Source organism: Marinilactibacillus psychrotolerans (assembly GCF_900101525.1).
In the GTDB taxonomy this organism is placed as follows: domain Bacteria; phylum Bacillota; class Bacilli; order Lactobacillales; family Carnobacteriaceae_A; genus Marinilactibacillus; species Marinilactibacillus psychrotolerans.
The window spans coordinates 18,930-32,823 of record NZ_FMZD01000026.1 but is presented as its reverse complement, the minus strand read 5'-3'; the positions used below and the strand labels follow the sequence as shown (position 1 = coordinate 32,823).

The 13,894-nt window shown below is 32.9% G+C and carries 17 protein-coding genes and 1 tRNA gene; 13 read left to right on the top strand and 5 right to left on the bottom strand.

The window, feature by feature from the left end; translation table 11 throughout:
• Nucleotides 1-176: 176 nt before the first annotated feature.
• Both BLT22_RS11110 and BLT22_RS11105 read left to right on the top strand, forming a co-directional pair.
• Nucleotides 177-632 (top strand): SprT family protein, encoded by a 456-nt coding sequence (locus tag BLT22_RS11110; protein ID WP_091763297.1) that lies wholly within the window; start codon nt 177-179, stop codon nt 630-632.
• A 99-nt stretch (nt 633-731) separates the two neighbouring features.
• A tRNA-Leu gene (locus BLT22_RS11105) sits at nt 732-815 on the top strand.
• Between the two features lie 717 nt (nt 816-1,532).
• Here the strand turns inward: BLT22_RS11105 and BLT22_RS11095 are convergent.
• Both BLT22_RS11095 and BLT22_RS12395 read right to left on the bottom strand, forming a co-directional pair.
• On the bottom strand, nt 1,533-2,438 hold the full coding sequence (locus BLT22_RS11095; protein ID WP_256333888.1) for an AEC family transporter: 906 nt from the start codon (nt 2,436-2,438) through the stop codon (nt 1,533-1,535).
• A 126-nt stretch (nt 2,439-2,564) separates the two neighbouring features.
• Nucleotides 2,565-2,714, bottom strand: coding sequence for a hypothetical protein (locus BLT22_RS12395; protein WP_171034419.1), 150 nt, complete (start codon nt 2,712-2,714; stop codon nt 2,565-2,567).
• A gap of 161 nt (nt 2,715-2,875) precedes the next feature.
• Here BLT22_RS12395 and gloA2 point away from each other — a divergent pair, with 161 nt between their 5' ends.
• From gloA2 to BLT22_RS11070, 5 genes are all read left to right on the top strand, one after another.
• Entirely contained in the window at nt 2,876-3,256 is a 381-nt protein-coding gene (gene gloA2 / locus BLT22_RS11090) for an SMU1112c/YaeR family gloxylase I-like metalloprotein (RefSeq protein WP_091763291.1), read from the top strand.
• Nucleotides 3,257-3,343: 87 nt separating this feature from the next.
• Complete coding sequence (gene gloA, locus BLT22_RS11085) at nt 3,344-3,727, top strand: lactoylglutathione lyase (RefSeq protein ID WP_091763289.1); 384 nt, start codon at nt 3,344-3,346, stop codon at nt 3,725-3,727.
• A 349-nt stretch (nt 3,728-4,076) separates the two neighbouring features.
• Complete coding sequence (locus BLT22_RS11080; protein ID WP_091763287.1) at nt 4,077-4,961, top strand: ROK family protein; 885 nt, start codon at nt 4,077-4,079, stop codon at nt 4,959-4,961.
• 38 nt (nt 4,962-4,999) lie between these two features.
• Entirely contained in the window at nt 5,000-5,635 is a 636-nt protein-coding gene (locus BLT22_RS11075) for an SGNH/GDSL hydrolase family protein (RefSeq protein WP_091763285.1), read from the top strand.
• 364 nt (nt 5,636-5,999) lie between these two features.
• Nucleotides 6,000-6,518: a YrhK family protein gene (locus tag BLT22_RS11070; RefSeq protein ID WP_176935475.1), complete on the top strand. Its 519-nt coding sequence runs from the start codon at nt 6,000-6,002 to the stop codon at nt 6,516-6,518.
• A gap of 65 nt (nt 6,519-6,583) precedes the next feature.
• On the opposite strand, the gene spx is transcribed toward BLT22_RS11070, so the two are convergent.
• Entirely contained in the window at nt 6,584-7,003 is a 420-nt protein-coding gene (gene spx / locus BLT22_RS11065) for a transcriptional regulator Spx (RefSeq protein ID WP_087057978.1), read from the bottom strand.
• Between the two features lie 303 nt (nt 7,004-7,306).
• Here spx and BLT22_RS11060 point away from each other — a divergent pair, with 303 nt between their 5' ends.
• The 6 genes from BLT22_RS11060 to BLT22_RS11035 all read left to right on the top strand — a co-directional run bounded on the left by BLT22_RS11060 (nt 7,307) and on the right by BLT22_RS11035 (nt 12,335).
• Nucleotides 7,307-8,218 (top strand): aldo/keto reductase, encoded by a 912-nt coding sequence (locus tag BLT22_RS11060; protein WP_091763281.1) that lies wholly within the window; start codon nt 7,307-7,309, stop codon nt 8,216-8,218.
• Between the two features lie 148 nt (nt 8,219-8,366).
• A complete protein-coding gene (locus BLT22_RS11055; RefSeq protein WP_087059313.1) occupies nt 8,367-8,675 on the top strand; it encodes a phasin family protein in 309 nt (102 codons plus the stop codon).
• A 59-nt stretch (nt 8,676-8,734) separates the two neighbouring features.
• Nucleotides 8,735-10,333, top strand: coding sequence for an ABC1 kinase family protein (locus tag BLT22_RS11050; RefSeq protein ID WP_091763279.1), 1,599 nt, complete (start codon nt 8,735-8,737; stop codon nt 10,331-10,333).
• A gap of 59 nt (nt 10,334-10,392) precedes the next feature.
• Nucleotides 10,393-11,358: an aromatic acid exporter family protein gene (locus tag BLT22_RS11045; RefSeq protein ID WP_091763277.1), complete on the top strand. Its 966-nt coding sequence runs from the start codon at nt 10,393-10,395 to the stop codon at nt 11,356-11,358.
• Between the two features lie 34 nt (nt 11,359-11,392).
• On the top strand, nt 11,393-11,800 hold the full coding sequence (locus BLT22_RS11040; protein ID WP_143020656.1) for a DUF4430 domain-containing protein: 408 nt from the start codon (nt 11,393-11,395) through the stop codon (nt 11,798-11,800).
• The gene (locus tag BLT22_RS11035) at nt 11,793-12,335 is read left to right on the top strand and encodes an ECF transporter S component (protein ID WP_236048930.1); all 543 of its coding nucleotides are present in this window, start codon (nt 11,793-11,795) and stop codon (nt 12,333-12,335) included. Before BLT22_RS11040 ends, BLT22_RS11035 begins: the two co-directional genes overlap by 8 nt.
• Before the next feature lie 57 nt (nt 12,336-12,392).
• Here BLT22_RS11035 and BLT22_RS11030 read toward each other — a convergent pair whose 3' ends face one another.
• The gene (locus BLT22_RS11030; RefSeq protein WP_091763273.1) at nt 12,393-12,914 is read right to left on the bottom strand and encodes a hypothetical protein; all 522 of its coding nucleotides are present in this window, start codon (nt 12,912-12,914) and stop codon (nt 12,393-12,395) included.
• 6 nt (nt 12,915-12,920) lie between these two features.
• The gene (floA, locus tag BLT22_RS11025; protein WP_370684762.1) at nt 12,921-13,892 is read right to left on the bottom strand and encodes a flotillin-like protein FloA; all 972 of its coding nucleotides are present in this window, start codon (nt 13,890-13,892) and stop codon (nt 12,921-12,923) included.
• Between the last annotated feature and the right edge of the window lie 2 nt (nt 13,893-13,894).

The following is a 13,894-nucleotide window of genomic DNA, read 5'->3' as shown; positions in this document are numbered from 1 at the left end:
AGCGAAAGCGGAGAGTAGTAACCGAACCTGGACCGTTCGAAGCAAAGCGAGTTACGGGCATAGTACTAGGCGCAGCGAAAGCGGAGCGTAGTAACCGAACTTGGACCGTTCGAAACGAAGCGAGTTATGGGCGTAGTACTAGGTACAGCGTAGTCACTTTTATAGAGGAGAAACAAGTGAATCAAGAAGCCTTACAAAAATTAGTAGAAAACATTTCTATGGAATATTTTGATCGACCATTCAAGCATCAAGCAATCTTTAATACTAGGTTAAAAACAACTGGTGGACGATATTTTTTACAGTCACATGAATTAGATTTTAATCCTTTAGTATTAGAAAAGTTTGGGTTAGAAGTATTTATTGGAGTAATTAAACATGAGTTATGTCATTATCACTTACACATAACCGGTAGAGGTCATCAGCATAAAGATCCTGAATTTAAAGAATTACTTCACAAAGTAAATGGACTAAGGTTTGTTCCTTCTTTAAGAGAAAAACAAAAAACGACGCAACTCTGGAAGTATCAGTGTTTGAATTGTCAGCTGGTTTTTCATCGGAAACGTAGGTTCAATACAGCAAAATATGTTTGTGCTAGATGTAAGGGAAAGCTAGAATTGAAAGGAAGAATTTAAAGAGACTAGTTTTTTCCTGGTGAAATACACTCTTTAAATTACAAAAAATATAATTGACTTGTATAAAAAACGCTGTTATGATAGTGTTTGTACGAGTTAGCATACGTGGCGGAATGGTAGACGCGTCAGCTTGAGGGGCTGGTGGGGCGATGCCCCGTGGAGGTTCGAGTCCTCTCGTGTGCATACAGCAGTCTATTACAGTTAATGTAATAGGCTTTTTAATTTATTGAGTCTTTTTTGATATTGCGCATAAAATTAATAGAATGAAAAAAATATAAATGAGTGTCTGATGTCTAGTGTAAATTGCTGGTATCCAGTTTATACGAGCCGTATTCCAGTTGAGATTAAGCTACAATTCTTTAAAGTGTTTTTAAAGAATTGAAGCTTAATCGAATCGAAGTGATTTTATTTATCTAAATTTACACTAACTGGAGCTTCATATTCGGAATCCGTGTTAGCCTGTGTAAATGTCGTAAAGGTCCATAGCAAAATAGTCAGCAAAGTCCGGTCATTCCTCATCTTTATACTTTTGAATAGCTAATAATGGAGAGGCATTGTTTTCAGGCAAAACTTCTTGATTCAAGTTTAATAATGATTCATTTACCATTTGACCCTTTAGGGAAACAGAACTTTCTTGAAATAAAAGTGGTTCTTCAGAAGTATAAGTAAGGTCAAATAATATTTTGTAGAAATTTCCACTCTTTTCCTTAGATTTAGTAGTTTTAACTCTTTCAGTATAAGTAGTTGATTCTGAATCTGTATTTTTGCTTTCGCATGCTCTTAAAATCAAACTTTATAAAAGTATATCTGATAATTCTATTGAAAGATTATAGTAATTTCTAAATCTTGTTTTGTTTATTTAATCGGAAATTGTATAAGAAAGAGCCATTTCTTATCTTGTCAATTGATTGATAAGACGAAGTTGGATAATGTAATCATAATTGGCATAGAAATCATAGCAAGGATGCTCGCTAGAACAATTAGCCGGGCGCCATATTCATAGTCTCCACCGTAAATTTGAGAAAACATGGCAGTATTTACCGCCGTAGGAGTACAGTTAGCGATAGATAGAACAAGTAAAACAGACTCATCTTGAATGGGAAGTAGCCAGATCATGATAAGACCGACTAGGGGAGTTAAAATCAGTCGTACTAAAACGGTCCAGTAATTTTTCTTAACGAGAAAAATATCTTTTAGATTTGTACGAGCTAAGTATCCTCCTAACAGAATCATACCCAAAGGAGAGCTGATATCTGCTATCTTATCAAAACCATTATAGATCACACTAGGTAAATTTATACGAAGTAAATAGAGTACTAATCCTGCAAAGGCACCAATCGTAGCGGGGTTTGCCAATGCTTGTCTTAACGTAACGGTTTGCTTACCTTCAGATAGCAACCAGATGCCATATGTAAATTGAAAAATACCGGATGCAACAATATACATGGAAAGATAAAATATACCTTCATAACCTAGCAAAGGTAATAAAATAGGGATTCCTACCAAAGCAGTATTTGAAAAGACTACTGCAAACCGATCGATTTTTGTACCAGATTTTAATAAAAAAGAAACCATAAGAATTCTGGTAATCATAATTAGAAAAGAGCCAACCAGAGCAAAAGTCAATAAAGATAAATGCTTTGAATTATACTCTTGCTGAAAAGACATCATCAGCACAATCGGAATAACAAATCGAGTCGTCATATTTGCAATTTGCTGGCTACCGTACATATCTAAAACCTTTAAACGGACCAGTAGGAATCCAAATAGAGCAACAAAAAACATAATAGCTAGTTGTTCTAATATGATTAGTGAAATAAGCGTATACCTCCTTTGATCGAATAGTTTTTATTAATATACCGGTTAAAACTGATCATTGCAAACAAAAAACGGCTTCTCAATTTGAGAAACCGCTTCTTTAAAAGGTTAGTTTTAGTAATGTCTAGGTTGATTGTCGTCATAACGGACGGGTACTTTCACTTTGTTTGATTCATGGATATGGTTGATATGGAAAAAAGCAAATCCGATTAGGGGTGCAATCGTCAGACATCCAACTAAAGTAAGCGTTAATAGTAAATTCATTTTACTCACCCTTTCATTTTTCCAAAAAAACTTTATGTTTTGTCAATGTTTAATCTACTTAAAGTATCTATCAAAAAATGGAATTTAGCAATCTATATGTATTAACTTTTAAAAAAGTTTACATTATAATATACTAACCATAAACTATAAAGGGGGATAACATGTTAGGGAAAATTCATCATGCAGCTATTATTGTGTCTAATTACGAGAAATCCAAAGAGTTTTATACAAAAGTTTTAGAATTAGAAATTATAAATGAGATTTATAGAGCAGAACGACAATCTTATAAATTAGATTTAGCTATTGGTAATGCTCAAATTGAATTATTTTCATTTCCGGAACCTCCTGAACGTCCTGACAAGCCCGAAGCGAGAGGCTTGAGACATCTGTGCTTTGAAGTCAGTGATATAGAACGTACTGTGAACTGGCTAATGGATAAAGGTGTTGAAGTTGAACCGATCAGAGTTGATCCAATAACAGATAAGCGATTTACTTTTTTTCGAGATCCAGATGAGCTGCCGCTTGAGTTATATGAAAAATAGAAAAAAAGTGTTTAACGAGTATGTGACTTGACCTGTTATCTATTTTAAGGCAGAATATTAATTATATATAAATTAGGAGGAAAGAGTATGCCAAAAAAAGCCTTGCATACATGCATTCGCGTGAAAGATTTGGATAAATCTATTAAATTTTATGAAGATGTCTTAGGAATGGAAATTACTAAAAAAGCTGATTATCCAGATGATAAATTTACATTAGTTTATCTTGCTCTTCCTGGTGATGATTATGAAGTGGAATTGACTTATAACTATAATCAAGAAGAACCTTATGAAATTGGAAATGGATACGGGCACATTGCAATAAGTGTTGACGATTTGAAGGCAACACATGATGAATATAGCAAAACTAGTTATGAAGTAACAGATCTTAAAGGATTATCAGATGGAGCAGCGAATTATTTCTTTATAAAAGACCCAGATGGCTATAAAATAGAAGTCATTCAAGCTAAGTAAATTAATGAAATGAATTTAAAATGAAATAAGTTAAAAGTCCGAGAAAGTTGAAAAACTCTATCTTCGGGCTTTACTTATTTACATAATAAAATTACATAACGTCACTATATAAGAATAATATATAGGAGTTTTAAGCAAGTGCAAAATATGAACAATGTATAATGAATAGGGGAACCGAAGCAATATGTTTGTGAGTACAAAAAAAGAACATTCAGAAAGATAGGATTATATAAATAATACAAATTGAAATTATAAAAATTTAAGCAATTATTTTCATCATAATAAATCAATGTTATAATAAAGAAAGCAGTTTCATTAAATCGATTAATTGATCAAAGGAGGGGTGAAAATGAGCTTATTAACAATTGATATAGGCGGAACCTCTGTAAAATACGCTATCTGGGATGAGGAACAGCTAAAGGAAAAAAATAGTTTTCTGACTCCTGAGAGTTGGGAAGAATTAAAAAATAAATTAGTTCAAATAAAAGAGTCTTTTGAAGAACAATATGAGCTTTACGGAGTAGCTTTTTCAGCACCAGGAGCAATTAATCATATAGAAAGACAGATTGAAGGAGTAAGTGAAGTTCCATATATTCATTTCTTTCCAATCTATGATGAGCTTGAACATGCCTTTGACCTACCGGTTACCTTTGAAAATGATGCCAATAGTGCTGGATTAGCAGAAATTTGGAGAGGTGCAGCAGTAGACAAAAGTAATGTCTTATTTGTTGTTTTAGGAACTGGTATTGGAGGAGCGATCATTGTTAATAGTGAGATTCAACATGGGCACCATTTACTAGGTGGAGAGTTTGGATTTATGCTGTTAGATGGAGAGCAAACGTTCAGTGAGCTTGGAACTGCTGTAGCTATGGCAAGGAGGTATGCTAAACGAAACAATAAGCCGACTAGTACAATTAGTGGGGAACAGGTATTTCAACTTGCAGAAGAAGGAGATATAATTGCTCAAGAGGAAGTAAAGAAATTTTATCATTATTTAGTTCGTGGTTTATATAATTTAGCCTACTCGTTTGATCCCGAGGTCTTATTGATTGGTGGTGGGGTTTCCAATCAACCTGACTTAATAGAAAAAATTAATGAAGAAATGGATGCACTTTTTGGACGGTTACGCGTTCCACCTTTTAGACCAAAAATTGAATTATGTACTTTTAGAAATGATGCGAATCTGATTGGAGCAATTTATAATTTTATACAAAAGTATGAACAAATGGAATAAAAAAATAATGCAATTATTCAAAGAATAGAGGAGAACAAATGAAGATTAGACAAAACGATAAAATCTTATTTATTGGAGATAGCATTACAGACGCTGGAAGAGATCGTTCAAATAAAATGAATTTAGGTCAAGGCTACCCATTATTAGTAGCAGCTGAATTGCAAGCTTTTTTCCCCGAAAAAAAGTTAACTTTTTATAATACCGGAATTTCGGGGGATCGGTTAATTGATTTGAAAAATCGTTGGGAAAAAGATTGTTTAGATATTAACCCAGATGTGGTCTCTCTATTGATTGGGATTAACGATACAAGTCATCAGATATCTAAAAGTGAAGAGACTGACCTTAAAGAAATTGAAAAATTTGAAGAAGATTATCGCTTTTTATTAAAGTCACTTAGCCAACGTACGGATGCTAGAGTAGTCTTAATGGAACCATTCGTATTGCCTTACCCCAAAGAGCGAATGAATTGGCGCAGAGAATTGGATCCTCGTATTCAAATTGTACGAAAGGTAGCCAGAGATTATCAAACTGATTTAATTCCTCTAGATGGTCTGTTTAATTCAGCTGGAATTAGTGATGGCTATTCTTATTATACAGGGGATGATGGGGTTCATCCGACAGTTGCAGGGCATGGATTGATTAAAAAAGCTTGGTTAGAGTGCTTAAAAGAATAATTAAAGAAAAGATTGCATTGTAGATACATAGATGCTACAATACATGTTATGCGATGAGTCGATAAGTTCACATTTGTGAACTTACAGCACAATACAAGTGTATAATGCACACAACAGGAAGTTGGTATTGGAGGGCCCTGGTGCTGTGAACACCAATCCTCACTTTATTTATAAAGTTGCTAAAAAAGGACAGGGAATTTTCCCTGTCCTTTTTTCTTTGAAATAAATTCGAAATTTTTATAATGTTTGTTATATTATAATCGGTCAGAATCCTTCTATGATGGGAATTGTCAGGACTTTATATGAGACTATAAAGTAAAAATATGATATGCTTAATATTGAAAAAAATAAAGGGACTGATGACATGCCAAGAGTAGAAACGAAAGAACATGATGTTAATCCTCGTAAAGATGAAGACATGATTGTCAAGCTTGGAAATTTTCGTCTATATTTTCAAAACTATTATACAATTATTTCTCTTGGGAATGATTTAGCTACAGGTGCACTGTATCTTATCGGGAGCTTAACTCAAGCATTTACCGATGCAGATAGACTTGGAAATTATCTATATATATTTGCTAGTTTTTTCTTATTGATGAGACCCATTATCCGGATTATTCATAATATTTATTTATATAAAGAAAATCAATACCGAAGAGATATATTAGGAGAGAAATTAGATGATGGATATTATGATGATTCTGAAGAAAATGGTATAAGTCAGAATGAGCAAAAACAAAAAGAAGAGAAAGCGACACAAAATACAGGAAATAAAGAAGTAAAAGAAATTAAAGAGCAAGAAGAAAAAGAAGATGCAGATAAAGAAATTGAAATTGTTTCAGATAATAAAAATAAAGAGCAAACCAAATCAGAGTCAAAATAGAAGAATGAATTTCAACAAAAAAAGGGTGATAAAATTGGTTTCATACCAACTATATCACCTTTTTGTTATGCAATTTCGACTGCTTCTTCATTTGCTAATTGACGATGGATTTCAGCAAGTTCTAATTCACGCACTTCCCTAGGTAAGAAACAACGAATTTCTTCTTCATTGTATCCGATCTGTAAACGACGATCATCCATAATAATAGGACGTCTAATTAAACTAGGCTGATTTTTAAATAAATTCAATAATTGATTCATAGATAAGTCTTCAATGTCTACATCTAAAGACTGGTATGCTTGTGAACGATAGGAAATAATTTCCTCTGTCCCCTCTTCGGTTAAGCTTAAAATGTTTTTGATTTCTTCCTGAGACAAGGGTTCATGAAAAATATTTTTTTCTTCAAATTCTAGGTTTTGTTCTTCTAACCAAGCTTTAGCTTTTCGACATGAAGTACAACTTGGAGATACATATAGTTTAATCATAATAAATTTGCTCCTTTTCAAAAGTTAGGCGTAATCATTTATGTAAAATGATTTTTGCTAATTTAGTTAACCTTAATTTGTGAACAATTTGTTACAACCCTTATGTTAAAGAGAATCGAAGCCAAAATCAAGGGAAATTGACAAATTGTTGTCACAATTAATGACATTTAATAAAAGAAATTTTTTTGACACAAAATTGTCATAAATTCTACAGGACATTTTCAATCGTTTTAGAAGTTATCTCTCGATTAATTTCTTTATTATTTATACAATAGGGGTAGTTAGAATTATAGGAGGATTAAAATGAATAAAATTTTATTAGGAAAAAGTGATTTGTCGGTTTCTGAAATAGCTTTAGGATGTATGAGAATGAATGCCTTAGATAATGAGGCAGCTGTTAATGTTTTGGAATCAGCAAATGAGAGCGGAATCAATTTTTATGATCATGCGGATATTTATGGAAAGGGTGAGTCTGAAAAAACTTTTGCGAAAGCTTTGAAAAATAGTTCATTAAAAAGAGAAGATATTCTGCTTCAATCTAAAGCAGGGATCCGACAAGGATTTTATGACTTTTCAAAAGAACACTTGTTAACTTCAGTAGAAGGTATCTTGAAGAGATTAGAAACTGATTATTTGGATGTACTATTATTACATCGTCCAGATGCATTGGTAGAACCTGAACAGGTAGCGGAAGTATTTACAAAATTACATCAATCGGGTAAAGTAAAACACTTTGGTGTAAGTAATCATAGCCCATACCAAATCGAATTACTCGAACAGTATATCGATCAGGATATTATTGCTAATCAGCTGCAATTTAGTGTTATGCATACAGGGATGATAGATGCAGGTATTCATGTGAACACAAAAGATCCCCTATCAATAGATCATGACAGAGCGATTTTAGATTACTGTAGACTTAACAATATAACAATCCAGCCATGGTCACCAGTTCAGGGAGAGAATGGTGTGTTCTTAAATAATCCTGAACATAAAGAAATCAATGAAGTTTTAACAAAAATTGGAGAAACGCATAATGTGAATAATGAAGCTACTTCAATTGCTTGGTTACTAAGACACCCAGCGAAAATGCAAGTCATTTTAGGCACTATGAATCCTGAGAGAATTAAAACTTATGCAGCTGCATCAGACGTTAAGCTATCCCGTGAAGAATGGTATGAAATTTATAGAGTTGCTGGAAATAAAGTACCTTAAAAAGTAACATAGATTTTATAAAAATCTTTATTATTTTAAGGTAATGTACAAATAGATATTATCTGACAATCTATTAGACGAGTGCTATACTGAATACAGCAATAAAGATAATCAAGAAATCAATTGAATTTGGAGAGGAGTACTTTTTATGTTAATAGATGATTTAAAGAAAGCATTATTAATAGGAGTCGGTGGAACAGCCTTAGCAGTTGAAAAATCAATAGAACAAATCGACAAACTAGTATCAAAAGGTAAACTTTCAGTCGAAGAAGGTAAGACACTTACTTCCGAATTGATTCAAAAGAAAAATCAACAGGTGAATAATCTGGAGGAAAAAGAAAGATTAGAAGCATTGTTATTAGAAATGAATGTTGCTCAACGAAAAGATATTGATGATTTAGAAGCAAAAGTTCTAGAATTAGAAAAAAAATTAGAGAATCATCCTAACAATAAATAACAGAATGGTGCTGGTTAGTTCATTCTAACTGGCACTTTTTGTAGAAAGGAGGAGATGATATGGTTAAAACAAATAGAGAGAGACTAAAAGAAATAGCATCAGTATTAGCTTCTTATGGGTTTGGTCATATTTATAATACCCGGATTAGATCAAGAAACAAAGAACAAGATGCTAAAAATCTTAGAAAAGCATTTGAAGAATTGGGACCAAGTTTTATCAAAATTGGACAGATTATTTCAACGAGACGGGACCTTTTACCAAGTAACTATATTCAAGAACTCTCTAAGTTACGTGATGATGCTCCTCCTTTTTCATATAATGAAATGCGTAGAATATTTGAAAAAGACCTAGGGTTATCATTTGAAGAAGTTTTTTTATATGTAGATGAAAAGCCGCTTGCCAGTGCTTCTGTGGCTCAAGTACATAAAGCAAAATTGAAGAGTGGCGAAAATGTTATCATTAAAGTCCAAAGGCCAGAAATTGAAGAAAATTTATTAAGAGATATCCGATTATTCTCTCGAATTGTCTCTATGGCACCCAATACTGTAAAAGAAATGTTAGTAGATGCTGAGTCTGCTTTTAAAGAAATGCTGGAAACAACTAAAATCGAACTGGATTTTCGTAATGAAGCAAAGTACTTAGTACGATTTAGAGAACTAAATCAATCAGCTAGAGCGGTAACAGCTCCAAAACCTTATCTTACATTAACTTCAAAACGAGTATTAGTAGAAGAGTATATTGATGGTATAAAGGGCTTAAATCCTTCGAAAATTATCTCGGCAGGGTATGAAAAACAAGACATAGCTGAAAAATTGGTGTATTCTTTTTTGTCTCAGGTTTTTAATGACGGTTTTTTTCATGGTGATCCACATCAAGGTAATTTAATGATTAAAGATCAGCAAATTGTTTTTCTAGACTTTGGGATTACGGGAGAACTATCTTCGAATGTTAGAGAAAGTTTAGTTAAGCTAGTAAACGCGCTTGTTCTTGAAGACATCGAAAGTATGATGAACATACTTTTGCAAATGGCTATTGTTAAAACGAAAGTTAATCGATTTGCTTTAAATGAAGACTTATCAGATTTTTATCATACGTATGTTTCCAGAAGTTTTAAAAATATTGATCTAAGTACTTTTTTTTCTGATGTGTTGTATATTACGCATAAACATAAAATGATTATGCCAAATGATTTTTTGCTTTTAGCTAAATCACTTACTATTTTGGAAGGCGTTATAACCGAATTATATCCGGAGATTAATGTGCTTCAGATTGCGACATCTTATATTAAAGAAAATGACAGTATTTCATTTTTTGATTCTTTTTCAAAGGATAAGTTAATGATAGGATTATATCAATTTACTCAAAATTCTGTTTCTATACCTTTAAAGTTAACTAAAGCTTTGGATACCATCAATAATGGACGTGTTAAAATTCATTTAGATTTAGTTGATGGTGATATAAAATGGACCGGTTTAAATAAAATGGTGAATAGAATAGTATTTGCAGTTATTATTGCTGCATTAATACTTGCCTCAGCAGTAATTTTAGCAGTTGCTGAAGGGACAGGGGTTTCTTTGTTAGCTATTGTTATATTTATTGGTGCTGGAATAATGGGATTGTGGCTATTGATTTCAATTATTAGATCAGGAACTTTGTAATAGAATATATACTAATAAAAGTGTATGATAAATGGCTAGTGCAGGCAGGAGTTAGAGAAATGAATACCACAATTAGAACGCTTAAAATCGTAACAGCAACATTGCTTGCAATTCTTTTAGCACAAGCATTAGGTTTACAACATCCATTAGCATCAGGTGTTATTGCTATTTTAAGTGTTTTAGAAACAAAACAAGAATCAATCAAGACTGCATCAGCACGTATTGGTTCTACCATTATCGGATTCAGTATTGCTTCACTATTCTTTTATGCTTTTGGATATACAATACTTGCTTTTGGCTTGTATTTACTTTTCTTCATTCCAATTACTTGTAAAGGCAATCTGCAATCTGGTATTGCGCCGACCACGGTACTTGTTACCCATTTTATGACTGCTATGAGTATATCTTGGAAATGGCAAGTGAATGGATTTGCTTTGATGATAATCGGAGTAGGAATGGCACTAATGGTAAACAGCTGGATGCCTTCTCAGCAAAAAGAGTTAGATCGATTAAAAGAAGAAATTGAAAAAGAAATGCGAGTAGCACTAGTGATGTTTCAATCGCAATTACTAGGAGAAAGGAATTTTTCGTTAATTTTTAATCATTTGAAGCATTTAGATAGTAAAACTCATGAGATGAATCAATTAGCATTTAAAGAATACGAAAATCAAATAGTTAATCGCTCTGGGTATTTTATAAGATATGCTCAGATGAGAAAAGAGCAAGTAATTGTACTTCAGAAAATTTATGATAATTTACCTTTAATTAAATTAGCCACCAAGCAAAATGAAGTGTTAGCTGATCTTTTTATAGAGACTGCAGAGCAGTTGCATGAAAAAAATACTGGACTACAATTACTTAATGATATTTCAGATTTGTATATTGAATTTAAAAAAACGGACTTACCTAAATCAAGAACTGAATTTGAGAGTAGAGCAAGTTTATTCCAAATTTTGAATGATTTTGAACGATTTATCAAAATTAAAAGGGAATTTTATATAAATGAACAGGACATGCTAGATTGAAGTGCGTAAAATTTTAAAAGATCTGAGGAAAAAAATGAAAAAAATAATTGGAACAAGTTTATTCGCTATTTTATTTGCAGGTTGTGGAAATAATGAAGAAAAAAATGGACAAGAGGATTTAGAAAGTGGAGATTCACAGGGTTTGATAACTGTAGAATTTAAATTTAACATTGATGATGATGTTGATAAAATAGATGAAGATAAAATAAATAAAACAGTTGAACTTAGTTCTGGAAAATCTCTATTGGCTGCAATGAAGGAGCAGTATGAAGTTATAGAGGATGAAGGATATATCACCTCAATTGAAGGATATGAGCAAAGTCAAGAAGAAAACATTTATTGGCTTTATGAAATAAATGATGAATTTGCACAAGTAGGGGCGGCGGATTACACGCTAGAAGATGGAGACGTAATCAGTTGGGAATTGGAACCAAGTGAATAGACCAAATGTTTTCTCTGCTCATCATTTAACAATTCTGGGGCTTATGATCGCTGTAACGCAAACGAGTAGACTCTTTTTTAGCTTTATACCTAATGTACAACCGGTGACTGTAATTTTAATTCTATTAACTATAACTTTTGGTACAGTAGATGCTCTTATAGTAGGAATAGGATCAGTTTTTTTGTCTAATATCACTTTAGGTATGGGACCCTGGACATTTGCACAAATTATTTCTTTTTCTGTTATAATTTTATTTACAAAAATATTTTCATTATGTATTTCTAAAGTTAAAAAACCAGTGTTTTTTTGGATCCTATTTACAGGAATGGCGGGTATTTTATATGGGATAGTTATTTCAGTTGTTCAAGCCCCTATTTATGGTATGACAGTTCCGGCTTTATTGGGATACTGGTTAGCTGGAGTATGGTTTGATGTTTATCATGCCATAGGAAATGTAGTGTTTTTTCTATTTTTATATCCCACATTAGTTCCTTTACTGAACAAGGTTAATCAGCAAATTAAAAAAAGCCAGTAATTCCTAGAATGTTTACTTAGATGTAAGCTTAGGAATTACTGACTTTTTAATTTTGAATTATTTTTTTCTAAAGGTAACAGGCTTATCTAATATTTCTTTATAGACCATAGCATTGACTAAACTTTTTTCGTTGAGCGCAAGCGCTGGACTTTTAGATTTTTTAATTACTTTACTGTTTTTAAAAGTTTTTACTTCTTTCAAAATAGGTTCATCTGAATTTCTTCGTTTATTATTTGCACGGTCCTGGCGAGCACGACCTCTAGAACGATCAATTTTTTCTCGTGCTAGTCTGCGACGTTCGCGTTCAGTAGTCAAGTTTTTGACTGCTTCTTGCTGAGAAGCAGCATTTCCAGAAGGCTGAGTATTCTCTGAAGTATTGTATCGTCTGCTTGTTCCTGATTTAACATTACGTGGGTTTTTCTCGTTTTTAGAATTTGCAGAATATGTTTGAATCGGTTTATCAAAAACAGATTTCTTTTTTGGTGTTTGTTCTGTATATCTTTTACTTAAGGAACTTAAAATACTTATCATGATAGAGAAAAAGATGAAAAGTTGAAATAACCAGATTATTATTTCCATATTTTATCACTCTTCTTCGTCAGTAGGTCCGGCTTGATTTGATATAGAATTTCTCATATCAGTATCAGCATTTATATTTTCCATTTTATAATAATCCATTACACCAATGCTGCCGTTACGAAGAGCTTCCGCCATAGCAAGCGGTACTTTTGCTTCGGATTCCACAACTTTAGCACGCATTTTTTGAGTTTCCGCACGCATTTCTTGTTCTTGAGCGATCGCCATTGAGCGTCTTTCTTCTGCTTTAGCTTGAGCAATATTTTTGTCAGCTTCCGCTTGTTCAGTTTGTAATTTAGCTCCAATGTTACGTCCGACATCAATATCAGCAATATCTATTGATAGTATTTCAAATGCTGTTCCAGAATCTAACCCTTTACTCAATACAGTTTTTGAAATCATATCGGGATTTTCTAATACGTCTGAGTGTTTATTTGCAGAACCAACAGTTGTAACGACACCTTCACCAACACGGGCGATAATTGTATCTTCTCCAGCACCACCGACTAAACGTTCGATATTAGCACGTACTGTTACTTTAGCTTTAGCGATAATTTCAATTCCGTCTTTAGCTACCGCTGCAATATCTGGAGTTACAATAACTTTAGGGTTTACAGAAAATTGTACAGCTTCAAAGACATTACGTCCTGCTAAATCAATTGCTGCTGCTTTCTCAAACTCTAAATCAATGTCAGCACGGTGAGAGGCAATTAAGGCGTCAATGACTGTATTGACATTCCCTCCAGCTAAATAGTGAGCTTCTAATTGATTCGTATTTAATTCAATCCCTGCTTTAGTAGCTTTTATTAAGGGTCTAATAATTGCATGAGGACTGACTTGTCTCAAACGCATTCCTATTAACGTTCCAATCCCAACTTTTACTCCTGAGAAATAAGCAGTGACCCATAAACCAACAGGTACAAATCTTAAGAAAATACTGAGTAAAATAATAACGATAACAGCAGTAATAATGATTCCTATGA